The sequence below is a fragment of the Buchnera aphidicola (Hyperomyzus lactucae) genome, from assembly GCF_005081705.1.
Classification (GTDB): domain Bacteria; phylum Pseudomonadota; class Gammaproteobacteria; order Enterobacterales; family Enterobacteriaceae; genus Buchnera; species Buchnera aphidicola_Y.
The window spans coordinates 611,415-631,041 of record NZ_CP034876.1 but is presented as its reverse complement, the minus strand read 5'-3'; the positions used below and the strand labels follow the sequence as shown (position 1 = coordinate 631,041).

At 24.8% G+C, this 19,627-nt stretch carries 21 protein-coding genes and 3 tRNA genes; 13 read left to right on the top strand and 11 right to left on the bottom strand.

Annotated elements, in window-relative coordinates; genetic code table 11:
- Positions 1-56 precede the first annotated feature (56 nt).
- The 6 genes from rep to D9V68_RS03050 all read left to right on the top strand — a co-directional run bounded on the left by rep (position 57) and on the right by D9V68_RS03050 (position 4,431).
- Positions 57-2,072 (top strand): DNA helicase Rep, encoded by a 2,016-nt coding sequence (gene rep, locus D9V68_RS03075; protein WP_158358218.1) that lies wholly within the window; start codon positions 57-59, stop codon positions 2,070-2,072.
- Between the two features lie 126 nt (positions 2,073-2,198).
- The gene (gene trxA, locus D9V68_RS03070; protein WP_158358216.1) at positions 2,199-2,525 is read left to right on the top strand and encodes a thioredoxin TrxA; all 327 of its coding nucleotides are present in this window, start codon (positions 2,199-2,201) and stop codon (positions 2,523-2,525) included.
- A gap of 130 nt (positions 2,526-2,655) precedes the next feature.
- Complete coding sequence (gene rho, locus D9V68_RS03065; protein ID WP_158358214.1) at positions 2,656-3,915, top strand: transcription termination factor Rho; 1,260 nt, start codon at positions 2,656-2,658, stop codon at positions 3,913-3,915.
- A gap of 194 nt (positions 3,916-4,109) precedes the next feature.
- Positions 4,110-4,183, top strand: a tRNA-Arg gene (locus tag D9V68_RS03060).
- A 47-nt stretch (positions 4,184-4,230) separates the two neighbouring features.
- Positions 4,231-4,306 (top strand) — tRNA-His (locus D9V68_RS03055).
- A 48-nt stretch (positions 4,307-4,354) separates the two neighbouring features.
- Positions 4,355-4,431: transfer RNA gene (locus D9V68_RS03050), tRNA-Pro, on the top strand.
- A gap of 5 nt (positions 4,432-4,436) precedes the next feature.
- Here D9V68_RS03050 and D9V68_RS03045 read toward each other — a convergent pair.
- From D9V68_RS03045 to cyaY, 4 genes are all read right to left on the bottom strand, one after another.
- Positions 4,437-4,844, bottom strand: a complete 408-nt coding sequence (locus tag D9V68_RS03045; RefSeq protein ID WP_261979608.1) for a uroporphyrinogen-III synthase — start codon at positions 4,842-4,844, stop codon at positions 4,437-4,439.
- Between the two features lie 2 nt (positions 4,845-4,846).
- On the bottom strand, positions 4,847-5,179 hold the full coding sequence (locus D9V68_RS03040) for a uroporphyrinogen-III synthase (RefSeq protein WP_261979585.1): 333 nt from the start codon (positions 5,177-5,179) through the stop codon (positions 4,847-4,849).
- 11 nt (positions 5,180-5,190) lie between these two features.
- Positions 5,191-6,135: a hydroxymethylbilane synthase gene (hemC, locus tag D9V68_RS03035; RefSeq protein ID WP_158358281.1), complete on the bottom strand. Its 945-nt coding sequence runs from the start codon at positions 6,133-6,135 to the stop codon at positions 5,191-5,193.
- A 68-nt stretch (positions 6,136-6,203) separates the two neighbouring features.
- Positions 6,204-6,554 (bottom strand): iron donor protein CyaY, encoded by a 351-nt coding sequence (gene cyaY, locus D9V68_RS03030; protein WP_158358208.1) that lies wholly within the window; start codon positions 6,552-6,554, stop codon positions 6,204-6,206.
- Between the two features lie 150 nt (positions 6,555-6,704).
- Between cyaY and dapF the strand changes: the two genes are divergently transcribed.
- The 3 genes from dapF to D9V68_RS03015 all read left to right on the top strand — a co-directional run bounded on the left by dapF (position 6,705) and on the right by D9V68_RS03015 (position 10,393).
- Positions 6,705-7,529, top strand: coding sequence for a diaminopimelate epimerase (gene dapF, locus D9V68_RS03025; RefSeq protein WP_261979607.1), 825 nt, complete (start codon positions 6,705-6,707; stop codon positions 7,527-7,529).
- A 33-nt stretch (positions 7,530-7,562) separates the two neighbouring features.
- On the top strand, positions 7,563-8,780 hold the full coding sequence (locus D9V68_RS03020) for an MFS transporter (protein ID WP_158358204.1): 1,218 nt from the start codon (positions 7,563-7,565) through the stop codon (positions 8,778-8,780).
- Between the two features lie 140 nt (positions 8,781-8,920).
- Positions 8,921-10,393 carry an inorganic phosphate transporter gene (locus D9V68_RS03015; protein WP_158358202.1) on the top strand — a complete coding sequence of 491 codons (1,473 nt, stop codon included), beginning with the start codon at positions 8,921-8,923 and terminating at the stop codon, positions 10,391-10,393.
- Between the two features lie 72 nt (positions 10,394-10,465).
- Here D9V68_RS03015 and D9V68_RS03010 read toward each other — a convergent pair whose 3' ends face one another.
- On the bottom strand, positions 10,466-11,206 hold the full coding sequence (locus D9V68_RS03010) for a class I SAM-dependent methyltransferase (protein WP_158358200.1): 741 nt from the start codon (positions 11,204-11,206) through the stop codon (positions 10,466-10,468).
- Positions 11,207-11,460: 254 nt separating this feature from the next.
- On the opposite strand from D9V68_RS03010, the gene D9V68_RS03005 reads away from it, so the two are divergent.
- Together D9V68_RS03005 and D9V68_RS03000 are read left to right on the top strand one after the other, a co-directional pair.
- Positions 11,461-11,802 (top strand): hypothetical protein, encoded by a 342-nt coding sequence (locus D9V68_RS03005; protein WP_158358198.1) that lies wholly within the window; start codon positions 11,461-11,463, stop codon positions 11,800-11,802.
- 290 nt (positions 11,803-12,092) lie between these two features.
- A complete protein-coding gene (locus D9V68_RS03000; RefSeq protein ID WP_261979584.1) occupies positions 12,093-12,878 on the top strand; it encodes a hypothetical protein in 786 nt (261 codons plus the stop codon).
- Positions 12,879-12,940: 62 nt separating this feature from the next.
- Here D9V68_RS03000 and coaD read toward each other — a convergent pair whose 3' ends face one another.
- Positions 12,941-13,435, bottom strand: coding sequence for a pantetheine-phosphate adenylyltransferase (coaD, locus tag D9V68_RS02995; RefSeq protein ID WP_158358196.1), 495 nt, complete (start codon positions 13,433-13,435; stop codon positions 12,941-12,943).
- A 69-nt stretch (positions 13,436-13,504) separates the two neighbouring features.
- Here coaD and epmA point away from each other — a divergent pair, with 69 nt between their 5' ends.
- The gene (gene epmA / locus D9V68_RS02990) at positions 13,505-14,479 is read left to right on the top strand and encodes an elongation factor P--(R)-beta-lysine ligase (protein ID WP_158358194.1); all 975 of its coding nucleotides are present in this window, start codon (positions 13,505-13,507) and stop codon (positions 14,477-14,479) included.
- A 15-nt stretch (positions 14,480-14,494) separates the two neighbouring features.
- On the opposite strand, the gene D9V68_RS02985 is transcribed toward epmA, so the two are convergent.
- The 4 genes from D9V68_RS02985 to hslV all read right to left on the bottom strand — a co-directional run bounded on the left by D9V68_RS02985 (position 14,495) and on the right by hslV (position 17,921).
- Positions 14,495-15,253, bottom strand: a complete 759-nt coding sequence (locus D9V68_RS02985; RefSeq protein ID WP_158358192.1) for an FAD-binding oxidoreductase — start codon at positions 15,251-15,253, stop codon at positions 14,495-14,497.
- 108 nt (positions 15,254-15,361) lie between these two features.
- Entirely contained in the window at positions 15,362-15,847 is a 486-nt protein-coding gene (locus D9V68_RS02980; RefSeq protein WP_158358190.1) for an Hsp20 family protein, read from the bottom strand.
- 200 nt (positions 15,848-16,047) lie between these two features.
- Entirely contained in the window at positions 16,048-17,379 is a 1,332-nt protein-coding gene (hslU, locus tag D9V68_RS02975) for an HslU--HslV peptidase ATPase subunit (protein ID WP_158358188.1), read from the bottom strand.
- An 11-nt stretch (positions 17,380-17,390) separates the two neighbouring features.
- A complete protein-coding gene (gene hslV, locus D9V68_RS02970; protein ID WP_158358186.1) occupies positions 17,391-17,921 on the bottom strand; it encodes an ATP-dependent protease subunit HslV in 531 nt (176 codons plus the stop codon).
- Positions 17,922-18,446: 525 nt separating this feature from the next.
- On the opposite strand from hslV, the gene rpmE reads away from it, so the two are divergent.
- Positions 18,447-18,665: a 50S ribosomal protein L31 gene (gene rpmE / locus D9V68_RS02965; RefSeq protein WP_158358184.1), complete on the top strand. Its 219-nt coding sequence runs from the start codon at positions 18,447-18,449 to the stop codon at positions 18,663-18,665.
- 75 nt (positions 18,666-18,740) lie between these two features.
- On the opposite strand, the gene D9V68_RS02960 is transcribed toward rpmE, so the two are convergent.
- A complete protein-coding gene (locus D9V68_RS02960) occupies positions 18,741-19,463 on the bottom strand; it encodes an N-acetylmuramoyl-L-alanine amidase (protein WP_158358276.1) in 723 nt (240 codons plus the stop codon).
- Between the last annotated feature and the right edge of the window lie 164 nt (positions 19,464-19,627).

Below are 19,627 nucleotides of genomic sequence, written 5' to 3'. Positions count from 1 at the left end.
AGTTTTCATTTTAGAAACTAAAAACATACTTCACTCACTCAATATTAATATTTTTTATGCCTCTAAATCTTGCTCAAAAAAAAGCTATTGAATTTATTAATGGTCCCTGTTTAATTTTAGCAGGGGCTGGTTCTGGAAAAACAAAAGTTATTATTAATAAAATAATTTATTTAATTAATCAATGTCAATATCGACCTCATAATATTGCAGCAGTAACTTTTACAAATAAAGCAGCTCATGAAATGAGAATACGTCTTTCAGAACATTTAAATATTTTAGAAATAAACAAAATGATTATTTCTACTTTTCATTCATTGGGATTAGAAATTATTAAACAAGAAATTCATGCTTTAAAATTTAATGAAAACTTTACTCTTTTTGATGAAAAAGATCAAATGATGTTATTAAAAAAAATATGTAAAAAAGAAATAAAAAATGATACAAAATTATTAAAAAAATTAAACTTTATGATTTCCTATTGGAAAAATAAATTTTTTACTCCTCAACAAGTTAAATTATCGGCACAATCTAATATAGAAGAACACTTTGCATCTGTTTATAAAAAATACAATAATTATCTTTATGAATTAAATATATTAGATTTCGATGATTTAATTTGTATACCAACACTATTGTTAAAAAATAATAAAAATATACAAAGTCGTTGGCAAAAAAAAATTTCTTATTTATTAGTAGATGAGTATCAAGATACAAATAATAGTCAATATGAGTTTATAAAAATACTTACAAATCATGACTCTAATTTTACATTAGTAGGAGATGATGACCAATCTATTTATTCATGGAGAGGAGCAAATCCTAAAAATATTTTTCTGTTGAATAAAGATTTTCCTAGTATAAAAATTATAAAAATGGAACATAACTATCGTTCTTCAGGTAGAATATTAAAAGCCGCTAATAGTCTTATTGCGCATAATTTACATTATTTAAATAAAAAATTATTTTCTCAATTAAAATATGGAAATTTTATAAAAATCATAATAGGTGAAAACGAAGAAAATGAAGCAGAAAAAATAGCAAAAAAAATTATATTTCAACATCTTTCCCAAAAAGAAAAATATCAAGATTATGCGATTTTATATCGAGGTAATTATCAAGCTAGAATCCTCGAAAAAATTTTAATAAAAAAAAATATTCCATATAATATTTCTGAAAATTCGTCATTTTTTTCTCGTCCTGAGATTAAAGATTTATTAAGTTATCTTCGTATCATCATTAATCCAGATGATAATTATGCATTTATCAGAATTATAAATGTTCCCTCGCGGAAAATAGGTAAAATTACATTAAACAAATTAGAAGAATTTGCAAACAAAAAAAACAAAAGTCTATTTCAAGCAAGTCATGATGAAGAAATAAAAAGTTTTTTAAAAGAAAAAACTATAAATAAAATAAAAAAATTTATTCTTTTAATAAAAAATTTTTCTAGATTATCTTATAAAACACCATCTGATATTTTAGATCATATTATCAATCAAACTGAATACAAAAAATGGTTATCTAAAATTTTAGAAGAACCTGAAAAAATTAAAAATAGCATCAACAATATTTATACTTTATCCGAATGGTTCAAAAAAATGCTTAAAGGAGATGAGTTCGAAAAACCAATGAATTTATCAAAAATTGTCACACAAATGACACTTCGTGATATTTCGGAAAAAAATATAAAAAAAGACAAACAAGACCAAGTACAATTAATGACTTTACATGCTTCTAAAGGATTAGAATTTTCTTCAGTGTTTATAATAGGTATGTGTGAAGGAATTTTACCCAATCAAAAAAGTATTAATGATGATAAGATAGAAGAAGAAAGACGTTTAACTTACGTTGGAATGACTAGAGCAAAAAAACAGTTATTTTTTACCTATTCATGTAACCGCATGCAATATGGACAAATATTACATATGTCACCTAGCAGATTTTTATTCGAATTACCTCAAGAAGATTTGAAATGGGATAAGAACATTTCTTTAGAAAAATCTTTCATAAAAAAACAGGACGCGATATTAAAGATATACAATTTAAAAAAAATATTAAAAAATAAAAAATAATTTTAATATTTTTTTTTAAATTTAGTTTTAAAAAAGTCTTAAGAATGATATTATCATGTTATATACTTTTAAATTATACAAATTTTATTTATTTAAAATTTCTTACTACTGAGTAAATATATCAAAATGAATAAAATAATTGAATTAACAGATAAAAATTTTAAAGAAAAAGTTTTAACATCAAAACATTTTTTTTTAGTAGATTTTTGGGCTGATTGGTGCAATCCTTGTAAAATGTTAGCACCTATTTTAGAAGAAATATCAAAAGAATATTCTAACAAAATTATTATTGGAAAATTAAATATTGAAGAAAACCCCAATACTGCTCCAGTATATTCTATTAGAAGCATTCCTACATTATTATTATTTCATAATGGCGAAGTTCGTGCTACTAAAGTTGGAGCAGTTTCTAAATTACAACTTAAAGAATTTTTAGATGAAAATATTAACTGATATCAGTCTAAACAGTTGATTTAAAATATAAAATTTTAATTTCATTTAAAAATTACTCATAAATTTTAAAATTATGTCATAATTATTGTTATTTCGAGATTTACCCCGATTTTACTAAGAACCCACCATTATGAATCTTACCGCACTTAAAAATATGCCAGTTTCTGAATTAATTACTCTTGGTGAAAAAATGGGGTTGGAAAATTTAGCGCGTATGCGTAAACAAGATATTATTTTTGCCATCCTTAAACAACATGCAAAAAGTGGAGAAGATATATTTGGAGACGGTGTTTTAGAAATATTACAAGATGGATTCGGTTTTTTGCGGTCTGCTGATAGTTCTTATTTAGCAGGTCCTGATGACATCTATGTTTCACCGAGTCAAATTCGCAGATTTAATCTACGTACAGGTGATACTATTTCTGGAAAAATAAGACCACCAAAAGAAGGTGAAAGATATTTTGCCTTACTTAAAGTAAATGAAGTAAATTACGATAAGCCTGAAAATGCAAGAAGTAAAATATTATTTGAAAATTTAACACCGTTACATGCTAATTCTAGATTGAGAATGGAACGTGGAAATGGATCTACTGAAGATTTAACAGCAAGAGTGTTAGATTTAGCATCACCTATCGGACGGGGACAAAGAGGATTAATTGTCGCCCCTCCAAAAGCTGGAAAAACAATATTACTTCAAAACATTGCTCAAAGTATTGCTTATAATCATCCAGACTGTGTTTTAATGGTTTTATTAATTGATGAAAGACCAGAAGAAGTAACTGAAATGCAAAGATTAGTTAAAGGAGAAGTAGTTGCATCTACCTTCGACGAACCAGCTTCCAGACATGTTCAAGTTGCTGAAATGGTTATTGAAAAAGCTAAAAGATTAGTAGAGCATAAAAAAGACGTTATTATTTTACTTGATTCCATTACTCGTTTAGCACGTGCTTATAATACAGTGGTACCAGCATCTGGAAAAGTTTTAACAGGGGGTGTTGATGCTAATGCTTTGCATAGACCTAAACGCTTCTTTGGAGCCGCTCGGAATGTAGAAGAAGGCGGCAGTTTAACAATTATTGCAACTGCCTTAGTAGATACAGGCTCGAAAATGGATGAAGTTATTTATGAAGAATTCAAAGGAACAGGTAATATGGAGCTTCCATTATCTAGAAAAATAGCAGAAAAACGTGTTTTTCCTGCTATTGATTACAATCGATCTGGAACTAGAAAAGAAGAATTGTTAACCTTACCAGACGAACTTCAAAAAATGTGGATTCTAAGAAAGATTATTCATCCTATGAGTGAAATAGATGCAATGGAATTTTTACTAAATAAACTTGCTATGACTAAAACCAATGATGAATTTTTTGATATGATGAAACGTTCATAAAAATTTTAAAAAATCTATATCAAAAATTAATACAAAAAATTATCTTAAAAAATATTTTGTATTATCTTTTTTTTTAAAATGAACTATTTTAAAATCAATCGTATATAATAAAATTCATTATATTTAAATTTCTGCAAAAAAAGCTGGACAATGAAGATTATTAATCTTAAAATCTAATTTGTTTTTGTGTTAATGCGCTCGTAGCTCATTTGGATAGAGCACTACCCTCCGAAGGTAGAGGAGTCAGGTTCAAATCCTGTCGAGCGCAACTATTTAATAATATAAACAAAAAAACATAAAATTTTTATTAAATTGGTGGCTATAGCTCAGTTGGTAGAGTTCTGGATTGTGATTCCAGTGGTCATGGGTTCAAACCCCATTAGCCACCCCATACACCACAAAATCAAAATAAATAAAATATTAAAAAAAATTTATAACACGGCGAATAGCGCAGCTTGGTAGCGCAACTGGTTTGGGACCAGTAGGTCAGAGGTTCAAATCCTCTTTCGCCGACCAAAAAATTAAATTTCAGAATTAATTTTTTTAATTATCTTTAAAAAAGATTCATTATTAGCATAGTTTGAGACGATAATATCGTTCCAACCTAAATTTTTTGCTATTTTTGATAGTCTTTTACCTACGACAAATATTTTACATTTTAATAACCATTCAATTTGATCAGAATCAGAAGTAATATTTTTTAATTGATGTAATATTTCACTACTTGTTACTACTAAAGTATCTATCTTATACAAACGCCATTTTTTTCCTTCTTTTCTTCCATCTAAAATTTTCAAAACTCTTCTATAGCATTCTATTACACAAATTTTAAAACCCTCTTTTTTTAAATTTTTTTCTATTAATTTTCGTCCATTTTCCCCTTGTAATAAAATAATTTTACTATATTTTAGTTCACATTTATTTAATATCTTTAATAAACCTTCACTATTCTCTTTTTTTTTAGGAAAAAAAATTTTTTTTTAATATATTTATAAAGAAAAAAAGCTGTACTTTTACCAATAGCATAATATCTTGCATGAGATGGCCATCTTAAATTATGACGTGTTAAATATAAATTTGTATAATAAATAGATTTTTTAGAAAAAACTAAAATGATATTTGATTTATATAATTCATTTGCTTTTTTTGATAAGCTTATTGAACTAAGACTAGGATAAAAATCAAATAAAGAAAAATGCCAAGAAGGTATACCTATATTATTTAAATTATTGACTAACTCTTCTCCTGCAGGTGAAGGACGCATCACTAGTATTTTCATATATAATAAGATTGTGTCATATGAAGATTATTAAGAATATTTTTAGCTCCATGACTCAGTAATTCGTCAGCTAATGAATATCCCATTTTTTCTCCTGTATTATACAAACCCGTTCTTTCTCCTCTTAATATTATTTTGCCATTAGGGGAACCTACTAATCCTCTTAACCAAATTTTATTTTTTTTTAAAATAGCATAACTTCCAATAGGAATTTGACATCCAGATTCTAATTTTCTGCAAAACGCTCTTTCTGCATTAATTTCAATGAAAGTATTGACATGATTTAGACGAGATAAAAAAAATAAGACTTTTTTATCATGTAATCTAGATTGAATACCAATAGCGCCTTGACCACATGAAGGTAGAGATAATTCTGCAGGTATAATTTGAGTAATTCGATGCTTTAAACTTAATCTATTTAATCCTTCAGCAGCTAAAATAATAGCATCATACTTTCCTGCATCTAATTTAGCGATTCTTGTTTCTACATTTCCTCTTAAAGGGGAAATAATTAAATCTGGTCTATAAGTAATTAATTGACACTGCCTTCTTAAACTAGAAGTGCCAATGATAGCACCTCGAGGCAATTGATTAATTGATTGATAATTATTAGATACTAATGTATCTAAAGCGTTTCCTCTTTTACATATACTAACTAAACATAATTCTTTTGTAATATTTACCGGAAGATCTTTCATAGAATGAATTGCAATATCTGCTTTATTTTCAAGAAGAGCAAGTTCTAATTCTTTAATAAATAATCCTTTTCCTCCAATTTTAGAGAGAGATTTATTTAAAATATTATCTCCATGAGTAACAATAGGCACTAATTTTATGTTTAAATCTGGATATAAAGATAATATTTTTTTTTGGACATATTTAGTTTGCTGTAAAGCTAATGGGCTTTTTCTAGTAGCAATTCTTAATGTTTTATTTTGCATATTGCGATTCATATTAACATGGATGTATTTTTTATATTGATACATAAATTTTTTTATTTTAATAAATATTATTTTGTATAAAAAATTAATTTTTTTTGTGATTGAAAAGAACATGCATTTTGAAATATCTCCCAAAAATTTTTATTAGTGCGATTACAAATCCATTTATTTTCCTTGTAATTAAAGTGATATCCATTTAATGTTGTAGCTAACCAAATTTGTTTTAATGATTCTTGTTTATTAATTATAATTACACTCTTTTTTGAAAAAGTAATAGTCATAACATAGTCCTGAATTTCGTAATCAATATCAATTTCATTATCATATAAATTTAAATTATCTTCTATTTTTAAAAATAAATGATTTACTAATGTATAAAAATTCTCATTATTCTTTTTTGGAGTGATGTTTTTATTCATAGAATATCCTTAATTGTTAGTTTTTATTATAACAAATTATAAAAATAAAAATAATTAACTTTGTATAATATACGATCTTATTTATAGACTAAATTCTTAAATAATTAATTAGGAAAAAAAATGGATTTAAATTATAAGAAAAAGAAAAAAATTCATTTTTCTAAAATGCATGGTTTAGGAAATGATTTTATGGTTATTAATTGCATAGAAAATAATTTTTTTCCATTGTCTCATACGATAAAAAAATTATCTAATCGTCATACTGGAATTGGTTTTGATCAATTGTTATTAGTTGAAAAATCAAATAACCCTCTATTTGATTTTAATTATAAAATTTTTAATGCAAATGGTAATGAAGTAGAACAATGTGGAAATGGTGCTAGATGTTTTGGTCTTTTTTTATTATTAAAAGGTTTAACCAATAAAAAAAAAATTTTTGTTAGCACAAAAACAAGGAAACTCATTATTGAATTCATGCCAGATAATATGATTAAAGTAAATATGGATGAACCCGATTTTAAATATTATAAATTATTGTCATTTCAAAACAAGTTAGATGATCCATTTTCAATTAAACTTTTAAAAGATAATTTAATTTGCAGTGTAATCTCTATTGGTAATCCTCACTGTGTAATTAAAGTACAGTGTATTAAAAATGCTCCTGTAAATATTATAGGTGAAAATATAGAAAAAAATCCAATTTTTCCTGAAAAAATAAATGTGGGTTTTATGGAAATTATAAAGAAAAATTATATTAAATTAAGAGTGTATGAACGTGATGTAGGTGAAACGCAATCTTGTGGTAGTGGTGCTTGTGCTGCAGTTGCAGTAGGTATAGCACAAAAAATTCTTTCTAATAGTGTTCAAGTAAAATTGTTAGGTGGAAAATTAATCATACAATGGAAAGGTTTCGGACATCCCCTTTATATGATAGGTCCTGCAAAACACATTTATGACGGTTATATATATATATAAAAAATTATTTTTTTCTAACGTAGAGACTATATTTTGATTTTATTAAACAACAAAAAAGAAGTATTAAAAAAACAGTATATAAAAAAAAATACAAAACAATTTAATAGAGTGATTTTAGCTCTTTTTTCAGGTGGTTTTTCTACTTTTTCTATTCTGTATTGTGTACAATCTATTTTACCAATATTTTCTAAACAATTTTATTTAACTCCTGCAGAAAGCAGTTTATCTCTTTCTGCTGCCACTATAACAATGGCTTTAGGAATGTTATTTACCGGACCGTTATCTGATGTGGTTGGCAGAAAAATAATTATGTGTACTTCTTTATTCATAGCCGCATTATTAACTATTATATGTTCAATGATGACTAGTTGGAATACTATTGTTTTACTACGTTCTTTAACTGGTTTAGCACTAAGTGGTGTTGTTGCTGTTGCAATGACATATATTAGTGAAGAAATACATCCTAATTCACTTTCATTATGTATGGGACTATATATTAGCGGAAATACTATCGGTGGATGTTCAGGCAGACTTTTAACTAGTATTGTAACTGAAAATTTTTCATGGAATATTGCATTAATGATAATCGGTTTCTTTTCTTTAATATCATCTTGTGTTTTTTTGTATTTTTTACCTAATTCTAAGAATTTCCATTCTATTTCTATTGATTTACGTAATTTTTTAAATCTTTTTTATGCACATTTAAAAAATCCGGCATTATTAGTTCTCTTTATAATCGGTTTTATATTAATGGGTAGTTTTGTTACTATTTTTAATTATATTGGTTATCGATTAATATTAGAGCCATTTTTATTATGTCCATCTAGTATAGGACTACTTTCTATTATTTATTTAACTGGAGTTTATAGTTCTCCTAAAGCCGGTATTTTAATTAATAAATATCATCGAAATAACATTCTGATTACATCACTTATTTTAATGATATTAGGTGTGTTTATAACACAATACAATCAATTATTAATAATAATTTTAGGTTTAATAATTTTTTCTGGTGGTTTTTTTGCATCTCATTCTACTGCAAGTAGTTGGATTGGTTCATATACAAATACCGCTAAAGTACAAGCTACATCTTTATATTTATTTTTTTATTACTTAGGTTCAAGTGTTTTTGGTACATTTGGTGGTTTTTTTTGGTTTCATTTAAAATGGTCTGGTATTTCTTGCTTCATTATAATCATGTTATCTATTGGGATTTTTTTATCTTTTAGATTAAAAAAAATAAATTCTTAAAAAGAAATTTTCTTATTAATTTATTTCAATTTAAGTTCATATAAAATTTTTTATCAATAAAATGTATATTTTACTTTCCTCAAACATAGTTTCTCACAGATAATAAACATACTTGAATTCATAAAAATGGCTTAAAGATTATGCTATATTTATTTTCTTATTCTGATGTGAATCATAGTTTATTTGTTTTTTTAGCTTTATTGTTTGTTTTATTATATGAAGCGATCAATGGTTTTCATGATACAGCTAATGCAGTATCAACTTTAATATATACTAGAGCGATGTCTGCACATGTCGCAGTTATAATGTCTGGTTTGTTTAATTTTTTAGGTGTTTTGTTAGGGGGGTTAACTGTTGCTTATGCAATTGTTCATTTATTACCGAATGATTTATTACTAAATGCAACTGATAATAATGCTCTTGCTATGGTTTTTTCAATGTTACTAGCAGCTATCATTTGGAATTTATCTACCTGGTATTTTTGTTTACCTGCATCTAGTTCACATTCTCTTATTGGATCAATTATTGGAATAGGTTTAACAAATGCAATTATTACAGGTTCATCTTTAGTAAATGCACTTAATATTCCTAAAATGACAAATGTTTTTTTATCACTTATTTTGTCTCCTATTATTGGATTAATAGTAGCTGGCAGCTTAATTTTTTTATTACGATATTATTTCAACAATAACAAAATGCTTCATCGTATTCACATGACACCATTAGAAAGAGAAATAAAAGATGGTAAAAAAAAACCACCATTTTTAATTCGAGTCGCATTAATTCTATCATCTATTGGGGTAAGTTATGCACATGGTGCAAATGATGGACAAAAAGGTATTGGATTAATAATGCTTGTGCTTATAGGTATTGTACCTTCTTCTTTTTCAGTAAATTTAAATGCTAATAAAAACGAAATAATTTACACAAAAAATGCACTTGACAATTTAGAAGAATATTTTTTAAAAAATACTACAAACTCATCTAATTCAATATATAAAAAAAATATAATTATTAATTCAAATATAAATTATCAATTCCAAGATGTTTTAAAAAGCATCAAAAATACTAAATTATTATTAGAAAGTATATCTAATTATAATAGTTTAAGTGTAAAACAACGATTGGAATTACGTCATTTTTTATTATGTATTTCTGATATAATAGATACAACCGTAAATACTAATAATATTAGTTCTCACGATAAGATTTTGTTAATAAAAAGCAAAAAAATATTACTAAAAACAATTGAATATGCACCCATGTGGATCATATTAATTGTTGCTTTATCTTTATCTATAGGAACAATGATAGGCTGGAAACGTATAGTTGTAACCATTGGTGAAAAAATAGGAAAAAAAAGCATGACATATGCACAAGCTATGTCAGCACAAATAACAGCTTCTTTTTCTATCGGAGTAGCAAGTTACACAGGTATACCAGTATCTACTACGCATATTCTTTCATCTTCTGTGGCAGGTACCATGTTAGTTGATGGAGATGGAATTCAAGCAAAAACTATCAAAAATATTGCTTTAGCATGGATATTAACTTTACCTGTTTCAATCTTATTATCTAGTTTATTGTATTGGATAGCATTACTTTTCATATAAAGTATTAGTTTAAATATATTATTAATCTTAATTAATAGGGGTACATGTCAAATATATGTACTCCTATTGTACTTAAAAAGGATTATATATATCAAAACGATGGTTTTTGTTTTTAATAACAAAATTTACTTTATCTTTAGATAATGGTTTTGCATAACAAGGACGTTTTACAATAATTCTTTTTTTTGCAAATTTCCTGGAAATGTTTAATAATTTTTCACAATCATAGCTTTTTCCTATCAATTTTCTTAAAATTTGCATGTTTTTCTTTGGTAAAGATTTTTTTTTATTAGTCGGATACATAGGATCTAAATAAATAACATCCGGTTTTGGAATAGATAATTCCAACATATTTAAACTATCATTTACTAATAAATGTAATCTTTTTTTTAACCAAAATCCTATTTTTTTATCCTCATATCCTCTTTCTAAACCGTCTTTTAACAAAGCAGCAACGATTGGATGACGTTCTATCATAATAACTTTACATCCTAAAAAAGCAAGCACAAAAGCATCATTGCCTAATCCTGCAGTTGCATCTAATACAAAAGGAAAATAATATTTTTTTATTCCTACAACTCTAGATAAAATTTCATTTTTTTTTCTAAAATTACAACATCTATAATTATTTTTTTTTGAAGTAAAATCAACTTTTATAGATTTTTGTTTAAGATTATCACGGTTATATAATTCTAATGAATTATTATTTATTAATAAAGCCATAGAACAATTATTGTTATGTTTTAAATTGAATAATTTAATTAAATGACATATTCTTTCATTATAGTATTTAAATACTAAATATATTTTCATATTTTTCATCTTTTTTATTTTTTTAAATTAATTAATTGACTTTTAAAAAAAAATACTTAGAATATAAATTGATTATTTTTATATGTTTTAATTTAGAGAAAATATTATAAATTAATTAATAAAAGTAATCTTAAAAATGTAATTGATATTACAAGAAAATCAAACTATTAATTTTTATTATAAAAATTTAATTCACATCTATTTATAATAATTTATACTACTAAAAATAGTAAATTAAAAAAGGACAAAATATTATGTCTTCTAATAATATAAATATATTAAATCAAAAATACTTAAACAAAACAAATATTTATGTTGATTCTAAAAAAGATGTTTTAAAAAAAAACAAAAATTCTATTGCTAATAATTTTGATAAAAAATTCATTTCCACTCAAGATAAAATAAATTCGATAAATTTAGAGAATTCATATAAAAACACTCTAATTTTATTGGAAATGATCGAAAAACAAACAGAAAAAAATATATTTAAAAAATATAAAATAGAAAATAATATTAAAGAAATTACAAATAGTAATAATAGTAAAGATATTCACAATATATTAATGAAAAAAAAATTCTTGACAATTCCTCTTTAATTTCTCTTGATGATCCAAGACAATTATCTTATACAACATTCCCAACTTTCAATATTTTAAAAATAACCGAGAATATTTTTAATGCCATCAAAGATACAGTTGTAACGACTTATGAAACTGTAAAAACAGAAACCATCAATCTTTTTAATGGAACTACCTTTAAAAAAATATTTTTTTCAGATAACGATACAGGATTAGATGCTAATACCGATTCCATCGTTTCTTTATCTGAACATGTAGAACAACTCCAAAAAACAATTGAATCTTCAAAAGTTTTTATGCGAGCTATTATGGATAAAATTAGATACCAAGGAAAAATAAAAATTATTAACGAGTTAAATAACAATCCAAAACACCCTGAATATCAAAGTTCATTTCCCGACCTTTTTACTTTTACACCAAAACCTGATTACCAAAATAGTTTTTATCCTTTTCTAAGAATAGATGAAAATTTTGATTTAGAAGGAAGAAAAAATATCTATCAATCAGACAAAAACTTTAAAAAAAGAATGCATAAAAGTATTGAAGAATCTTATTATAACGATTTTGTTAATGACAGTTCATGGCAAGTTTCAGATCAATTAAATTCATTAGATAATATTGGAGCTACAATTAAATATTTTCAAAATAACTATGAAAATTCAAAATTTTCTAATGAATTAGATAAATCGTTTATGACTGATTTTTATCGATCTCTTTTTATTATAGATGAAAAATTGATTTTTTCTAATAATAAAAATCAAATGATAGAAGATTTTAAAAAAATAATACCAGATATTGAATCTCAAAAATTAATTTCTACATATGCTAATCAAAAATTTTTACATCAATCTTATCTTCAATTGATTTCTGAAAATCCAGAAATTCATCAATATCAAGTAAAAAATTCACGTAATATTTACAAGATAAATCATCTTAATGATGGTTCAATTAAATTAGTTGCTACTAATTTATCTGATTTAAATGTAAAAAATAAAAATTATATTCAAAAATATAAAAATTTTGGAATACGTGCTACTATAATTATTCCGCCAAATAGTTTGCCTATTATGAAATATTCACATTTTATAAAATAATAAAAATTTTTTTTTACATAAAAACATAATTATCAATTTAATAATAGGGTATGCAATATACCCTATTTTTTATAAAAATTAAGTTTTTTTAATAAAGCAAAATGAACCTCTTTCGGAAGATAAGGTTTTATATTACCTTTATATCTTGCTATTTCTTTGACAAAAGATGAAGAGATAAAAGAAACTTCTTTTGAAGAAAGCAAAAAAACACTCTCTAATTCTGGATAAATTTGTTTATTTATAGCAGCTAATTTTATTTCATAATCAAAATCAAATATTGTTCGTACTCCTCTAATTAACACGTGAGATTTCTCTTTTTTTGCTAAATTAGCAAGTAAATCGTTAAATCCGAGAATTTTTTTCACATTTTTAAGATGTAGAGTAGCAATTCGAGTTAACTCTATTCGTTCTTTTAAGTTAAAAATAGGTTTTTTTTTAAAATTGTTGGAGATTGCAATAGTTATACTGTCAAATATTTTTGTTGCACGTGTTATAATATCTAAATGTCCAAATGTAATTGGATCAAATGTACCTGGATATATTGCAGTTGTGTTCATATTTTTTACTTTTATGTAAGTATTTTATTGAAACTAATTTTTATATATAAATTTTTAAAGAAAATTAATATGACAAAAGAAAATTGGAAACCTAGTGCTTCTATTAAAAATTTAATTAAAAGATCAAATATTATTTCTAATATTCGTCTATTTTTTTTAGAAAGAAATATTCTAGAAGTAGAAACACCAATGTTATCTCGTTCGACAGTTACTGACGTAAATTTAACACCTTTCCAAACTAATTTTTTTTCTTGGAATACATGTGATAAGTTACAATTATGGTTGATCACTAGTCCAGAATATCACATGAAACGTTTATTAGCAGCAGAAAGTGGGCCTATATATCAAATATGTCATAGTTTTCGAAATGAAGAATCAGGTCAATACCATAATCCAGAATTTACTATGTTAGAATGGTATCAACCTTTTTATTCAATGGAAAAATTAATCGGAGAAATAGATAGTTTTTTTCAAATTATATTGAAATGTAAAAGGTCAGAAAAAATCTCTTATCGAGATGTATTTATAAAATTTTTAAAAATAGATCCTTTATGTACTAATGCATCAGAATTATATAAAATATCTAAAAAATTGAAATTAGATCATTTAACTGATTGTGAAAATGATTTAAATAAATTAATACAATTATTATTTACATTAACAATAGAACCTTATCTTGGACAAGAAGTACCTTTATTTGTTTATCATTTCCCTATAAAACAAGCATCTCTTGCTGCTATTAATGCAAAAGATTCTCGTATATCAGAAAGATTTGAAATTTTTTTTAAAGGGATAGAATTAGGGAATGGTTTTTATGAACTCACTGATGTTAATGAACAAAAAAATCGGTTTATTAGAGATAATAAAGAACGTGTTGATATGAACCTTCCAATTCGAAAAATAGATGATTTTTTTTTAAATGCTTTATCTTATGGTCTTCCTCCTTGTTCAGGGGTTGCAATAGGTTTGGATAGATTAATTATGTTGATTCTAAATAAAAAAAGTATTGATGAAGTTATGTCGTTTCCATTAGATCGCTGTTAAAATTTATAATACATTTTACCAGTAATTTTCCATGGTAATATTTCCCTGTTTGCGACGCAAGTGTTTTTGCATATTTCTATTTTCTATTAGAAAACAACACGTATCCTTTACCATTAAAGGATTTCCACATAACATCACATGCGAAGTTTTAGAATTAATTGATAAACCAATATGTGTTTCTAATATTTTACTTTTTAATAAATAAGGAATTCTACCAGTTAAAGAATATTTATTTTTTTCTCTACTGATGACTGTTTGAATTTTTAATTTCCCATGATATTTTTTATCGAGTTCTTTCATAAGAGGAAGATAAGTTAATTCATTTTGATATCTAACTGCATGTATTAAAACAATGTTTTTGAATCTATTAAGGTTTTTTCCTTCTTTTAAAATAGAACAGTAAGGACCTATAGCTGTACCTGTAGCAAACATCCATAAAGTTTCGCAATCTGGTATTTCGTCTATAATAAAAAAACCAAATGATTTTTCTTTAATAAATACTGTGTCTCCATTTTGAAGATTATATAATAAATTACTTAATTTTCCATTTATTATACGAACAATATAAATTTCTATTTTTTTGTCACTAGGTGCACTCACATATGAATACGCTCTTTGAATTTTATTTTTGTTTAAAGTGTTAGTATCATACAAAGATAATTTAGTATATTGTCCGGCATAAAATGGTGCTATTGAAGCATTTAAAATAAGACTGAATAAGTTATTAGTCCATCTTTTTACTTCTAAAACATCTGCATTAATCCATGGATTCATTGTTTATTCTCAATAATTATTTATTAATTACATCATTGTACTTATTTTTTATAAGTACAATGATTATTTTTTAAAAAAAAGATAAACGTATTTCCATTTTTTTTTGTTTTATTTTTGATCAATTTTTTTGTTATCATTAGCCATGTTAATTGAAATTTTTTTTGGTTTTTCTTCTTCTGGAATATTACATTCAAAATTTAATGTTAATAAACCTAAAGATAATTCTGCTTTTTTTACTTGAATTTTATGATCTAAATTAAAATTTAAAGAAAAATTATTAAACATTATGCCTTTATGTAACCATTTACTAGTTTCTTTATGAGTATGTTCTTTTTGATGATCTTCTTTTTTTCCTTGAATAGATAATTGATTATTATGTACAGATATATCTAGTTCTTTTTCTTCATATCCAGGAATACTTAGTGTCAATTGATATTGAATGTCATTGATTTGAATAAGATTATATGCTGGTGTATCAGATATTGGTTTTTCTCCAGTTAGCGTACTAAACATTTTATCAATTTGATTAAATCTGTTTGAAAAAATATTATTATCATTAAAATTTGGAACAAATGAAAGAGAGCGATAAGACATAAAAAGTTCCTCTTATTATGTTTTACATTGTAAAATATTTTTAATATTGTTACGTATAAAAAAATTAAAAAAAGTCTTTTTTCATAGTAAGGTCTTATTTTTTTTTTTCAATGGTATTTAAAAAATAATTTAAAAAAATCATAGTGTAAAACATTTATCTGTAGTGGAGGTAGTGTATTAAAAAATAACTTTTTAAAAAATTATAAAATAAAACGACTAAGATCTTCATTAGATATTAATTGATCTAAATGTTGTCCTACATAATTAGAATTTATTTCAATTGTATTACCATTATTATCACTGGCATTAAAAGATATATCTTCCATTAATTTTTCTAATACAGTATGTAATCGACGTGCTCCAATATTTTCCATTGATTCATTGACTTTCCAAGCCGCTTCTGCAATATTGCGAATTCCTTCTTTTGTAAAATTAATATGTACACCTTCTGTTTCCATAAGTGCTTTATATTGCGTAGTAATAGATGCTTTAGGTTCAGTTAATATTTTTTCAAAATCATCAATAGTCAGAGCTTGAAGTTCAACTTTAATTGGAAGACGTCCTTGTAATTCAGGAATTAGATCAGAAGGTGTAGATGTTTGAAATGCACCAGATGCAATAAATAAAATATGATCTGTTTTAACCATTCCATATTTAGTAGATACGGTACAACCTTCTACTAATGGAAGCAAGTCCCGTTGCACACCTTCGCGAGAGATATCGGGACCAGAGGAATCACCTCTTTTACATATTTTGTCAATTTCATCAATAAATACTATACCATTTTGTTCAACTGCATTAATAGCTTCTTTTTTTACTTCTTCTTGATTGATTAATTTAGCGGCTTCTTCTTCTGTTAAAAGTGTAATGGCATCTTTTATTTTGAGACGTCTAGTATTTTTTTTATGTCCTCCTAAATTTTGGAATAAAGATTGTAATTGACTAGTTAATTCCTCCATTCCTGGAGGTGCCATTATTTCAACACCCATAGTCGTTGATAATACGTTGATTTCTATTTCTTTTTCATCTAAAACACCTTCTCTTAATTTTTTTCGAAATGTTTGAATCGTATTTAATAGACTTTCATTTTTTTCATTTTCTGTCCAATTTTTTTTAGGTGTAGGAACAAGAACATCTAATATTTTTTCTTCAACAATTTCTTCAACACGAATTTTATTTTTTTTAATGTTTTTTATTCGAATCATTTTTATTGCGGCATCAGTTAAATCACGAATAATTGAATCTACTTCTTTTCCAACATATCCCACTTCAGTAAATTTAGTAGCTTCTACTTTTATAAAAGGAGAATTAGCTAATTTTGCTAAGCGTCTTGCAATTTCTGTTTTTCCTACTCCAGTAGGACCAATCATTAAAATATTTTTAGGAGTAATTTCATGACGCAACTCACTGTTTAACTGCATACGACGCCAACGATTTCTTAATGCAATAGATACAGCTCTTTTTGCTTTTTCTTGACCAATGATAAATTTATCAAGTTCAGAAACAATTTGAGGAGGAGTCATTTCAGACATATAGATAATCCTTATTTTTCTGAAAATAGTTCTTTTATAGTAAAAGTATGATTTGTATATATACAAATATTTGCAGCAATATTTAATGATTTTTCTACAATTTGATTAGCATCTAAAGTAGTATTATCCATTAATGCTCTAGCAGAAGATTGAGCATACGTACCACCTGATCCTATAGCTATTAAATCATCTTCAGGTTGGATTACATCTCCATTTCCTGTAATGATTAATGAATTTTCTTTATCGGCTACTGCTAATAAAGCTTCAAGTTTCCGTAACATTCTATCAGAACGCCAATCTTTTGCTAATTCAATAGCTGCACGTTGTAATTGACCTTGATACATAGCCAATTTTTTTTCAAACATTTCAAATAAAGTAAATGCATCCGCAGTACCTCCCGCAAAACCAGCAATGACTTTTTCATGATAAAGAGATCTAATTTTTTTGACGTTACTTTTCATAATTGTATTGCCTAAAGTTGCTTGTCCATCACCTCCAATTACTACTTTATTTTTCAATCTTACGCTTAATATTGTAGTCACAAGAAAAGCCCCTTTAAAATAACATTTTTATTTTTTATAATAAAAAATATATTATATAAAATTTAATTTACTATCTTTATTTAAAAAATAGCATATGATTTTTTTGTATTATTTTTGAAAATTTCTAAAAGATATTTTTTAAATAACATGTTTATTTGTATAAAATATTAATAACGGTATCTGTTTTTTAAAATAATATATTTTTTATAAATTTTTTAACGTTTGAATATATTTCCATTTTTCTTTTGGTTTGGGAGGTAATAAACTATTATTTTTACTATTTTTAATAAAAATTTTATTTTTTGTTTTAGAAAAATTTTTAATATTTATATTGGAAGCGGCAAAAAAAACAAAAATTGACATTACAGTTAATATTAAAAAGATATATAAATTATTTTTTTTTTTTTTTTAAATACATATATTTTTTTGAACGTCATTTTATAAAAAATTGTTAATTTTTTAGTATTAATATATTAATAATTGTATAATAAATAGATATTTTAAATTGCTCTAGGAAAAATATTTATGAAAAAAAACATTCATCCTCGTTATTCTAAAATAACAGCCACTTGTTCTTGTGGAAATACAATTACAATTTTTTCTACCATTAATCATGATCTAAATTTAGATATATGTGCAAAATGTCATCCATTCTATACCGGAAAACAAAGAATTATTGATACTGGAGGACGTGTTGAAAGATTTAAAAAACGTTTTAAATTTTCTAAAAAAGAATTAAGTTAAAATTATTTTCATCTTTTATGTTGTTTAAGCATCTTAAATTATGTTTTTAGGTGCTTAAAATTTATAAAATACTTTTTAAAAATATTTTTTTTTATTTAAGATAGAAACATTATAAAAATAATTTTTTAGAGCTAAATAAATAGAATGAGCAAGTTTATTTTGATAACTATCTGTTCCTAATTTTTTTTCTTCTGAAAAATTCGTGAGAAAACCAGTTTCTATTAATATAGAAGGTATATTTATTGAACTTAATATTCCTAAACTAGCATTATTTGGAGACATTTTATGTAATTTTATATTTTTCTTCATTTCTTGAAAAAGATATTTAGATATATCCAATACTGTTTTTTGCAAATTGTAAAATTCTAGATCTAGAATAGTTTTTTTTAAAAAAACATCGTTTTCATTTTCTTTAAATATTTTTTCAATACTTTCAGGGAAACGCACAGTTATTTTTTTTTTTATATAATTATCAATTTCACGATTCATTCTACTTTTTGAAATCATCCATATAGATGCTCCTGATACATATTGTTTGTTAAAAGAATCGGCGTGAATAGAGACTAATAAATTTACGTGATTTTTTTTAAGAAATTTTTTTCTCATTTTTACTGAAAAATAAGAATCATCACTACGTGTTAGAATTGTATTAAACATACCATCATTATTTAATAACTGATTAAGTTTTAGTGCTATTTGAATATTTACTTTTTTTTCTTGAAGTCCTGTATGACTAATTGCACCTGGATCTCTACCACCATGTCCAGCATCTATTACTATCGTAATTTTTTTTGACATATAATGATGTCGTTGATTTTGGATTGAGAGTTCTTTTTTATTAGACACATTGATTTTTTTAAAAAAACTATTTTTTTTTTCTCTTGTTTTTTTATATTGTTCTAAATGTAATTGATTAAAAAAAAACAATGTATATTTTTTGAGTTGTTTTTTTTGAAAAGAAT

Excerpts from the sequence above, each read along its gene's own strand:
- hslU (WP_158358188.1), bottom strand. The coding sequence starts at position 17,379 with ATGTCTGAAATGACTCCTCCTCAAATTGTTTCTGAACTTGATAAATTT.
- D9V68_RS03005 (WP_158358198.1), top strand. The coding sequence starts at position 11,461 with ATGTCTTCTAATAATATAAATATATTAAATCAAAAATACTTAAACAAA.
- D9V68_RS02960 (WP_158358276.1), bottom strand. The coding sequence starts at position 19,463 with ATGTCAAAAAAAATTACGATAGTAATAGATGCTGGACATGGTGGTAGA.
- cyaY (WP_158358208.1), bottom strand. The coding sequence starts at position 6,554 with ATGAATAAAAACATCACTCCAAAAAAGAATAATGAGAATTTTTATACA.
- D9V68_RS02980 (WP_158358190.1), bottom strand. The coding sequence starts at position 15,847 with ATGTCTTATCGCTCTCTTTCATTTGTTCCAAATTTTAATGATAATAAT.
- coaD (WP_158358196.1), bottom strand. The coding sequence starts at position 13,435 with ATGAACACAACTGCAATATATCCAGGTACATTTGATCCAATTACATTT.
- D9V68_RS03040 (WP_261979585.1), bottom strand. The coding sequence starts at position 5,179 with ATGCGTCCTTCACCTGCAGGAGAAGAGTTAGTCAATAATTTAAATAAT.
- D9V68_RS03015 (WP_158358202.1), top strand. The coding sequence starts at position 8,921 with ATGCTATATTTATTTTCTTATTCTGATGTGAATCATAGTTTATTTGTT.
- rho (WP_158358214.1), top strand. The coding sequence starts at position 2,656 with ATGAATCTTACCGCACTTAAAAATATGCCAGTTTCTGAATTAATTACT.
- hemC (WP_158358281.1), bottom strand. The coding sequence starts at position 6,135 with ATGCAAAATAAAACATTAAGAATTGCTACTAGAAAAAGCCCATTAGCT.
- trxA (WP_158358216.1), top strand. The coding sequence starts at position 2,199 with ATGAATAAAATAATTGAATTAACAGATAAAAATTTTAAAGAAAAAGTT.
- epmA (WP_158358194.1), top strand. The coding sequence starts at position 13,505 with ATGACAAAAGAAAATTGGAAACCTAGTGCTTCTATTAAAAATTTAATT.
- D9V68_RS03000 (WP_261979584.1), top strand. The coding sequence starts at position 12,093 with ATGGATAAAATTAGATACCAAGGAAAAATAAAAATTATTAACGAGTTA.
- D9V68_RS03010 (WP_158358200.1), bottom strand. The coding sequence starts at position 11,206 with ATGAAAATATATTTAGTATTTAAATACTATAATGAAAGAATATGTCAT.
- rpmE (WP_158358184.1), top strand. The coding sequence starts at position 18,447 with ATGAAAAAAAACATTCATCCTCGTTATTCTAAAATAACAGCCACTTGT.
- D9V68_RS02985 (WP_158358192.1), bottom strand. The coding sequence starts at position 15,253 with ATGAATCCATGGATTAATGCAGATGTTTTAGAAGTAAAAAGATGGACT.
- rep (WP_158358218.1), top strand. The coding sequence starts at position 57 with ATGCCTCTAAATCTTGCTCAAAAAAAAGCTATTGAATTTATTAATGGT.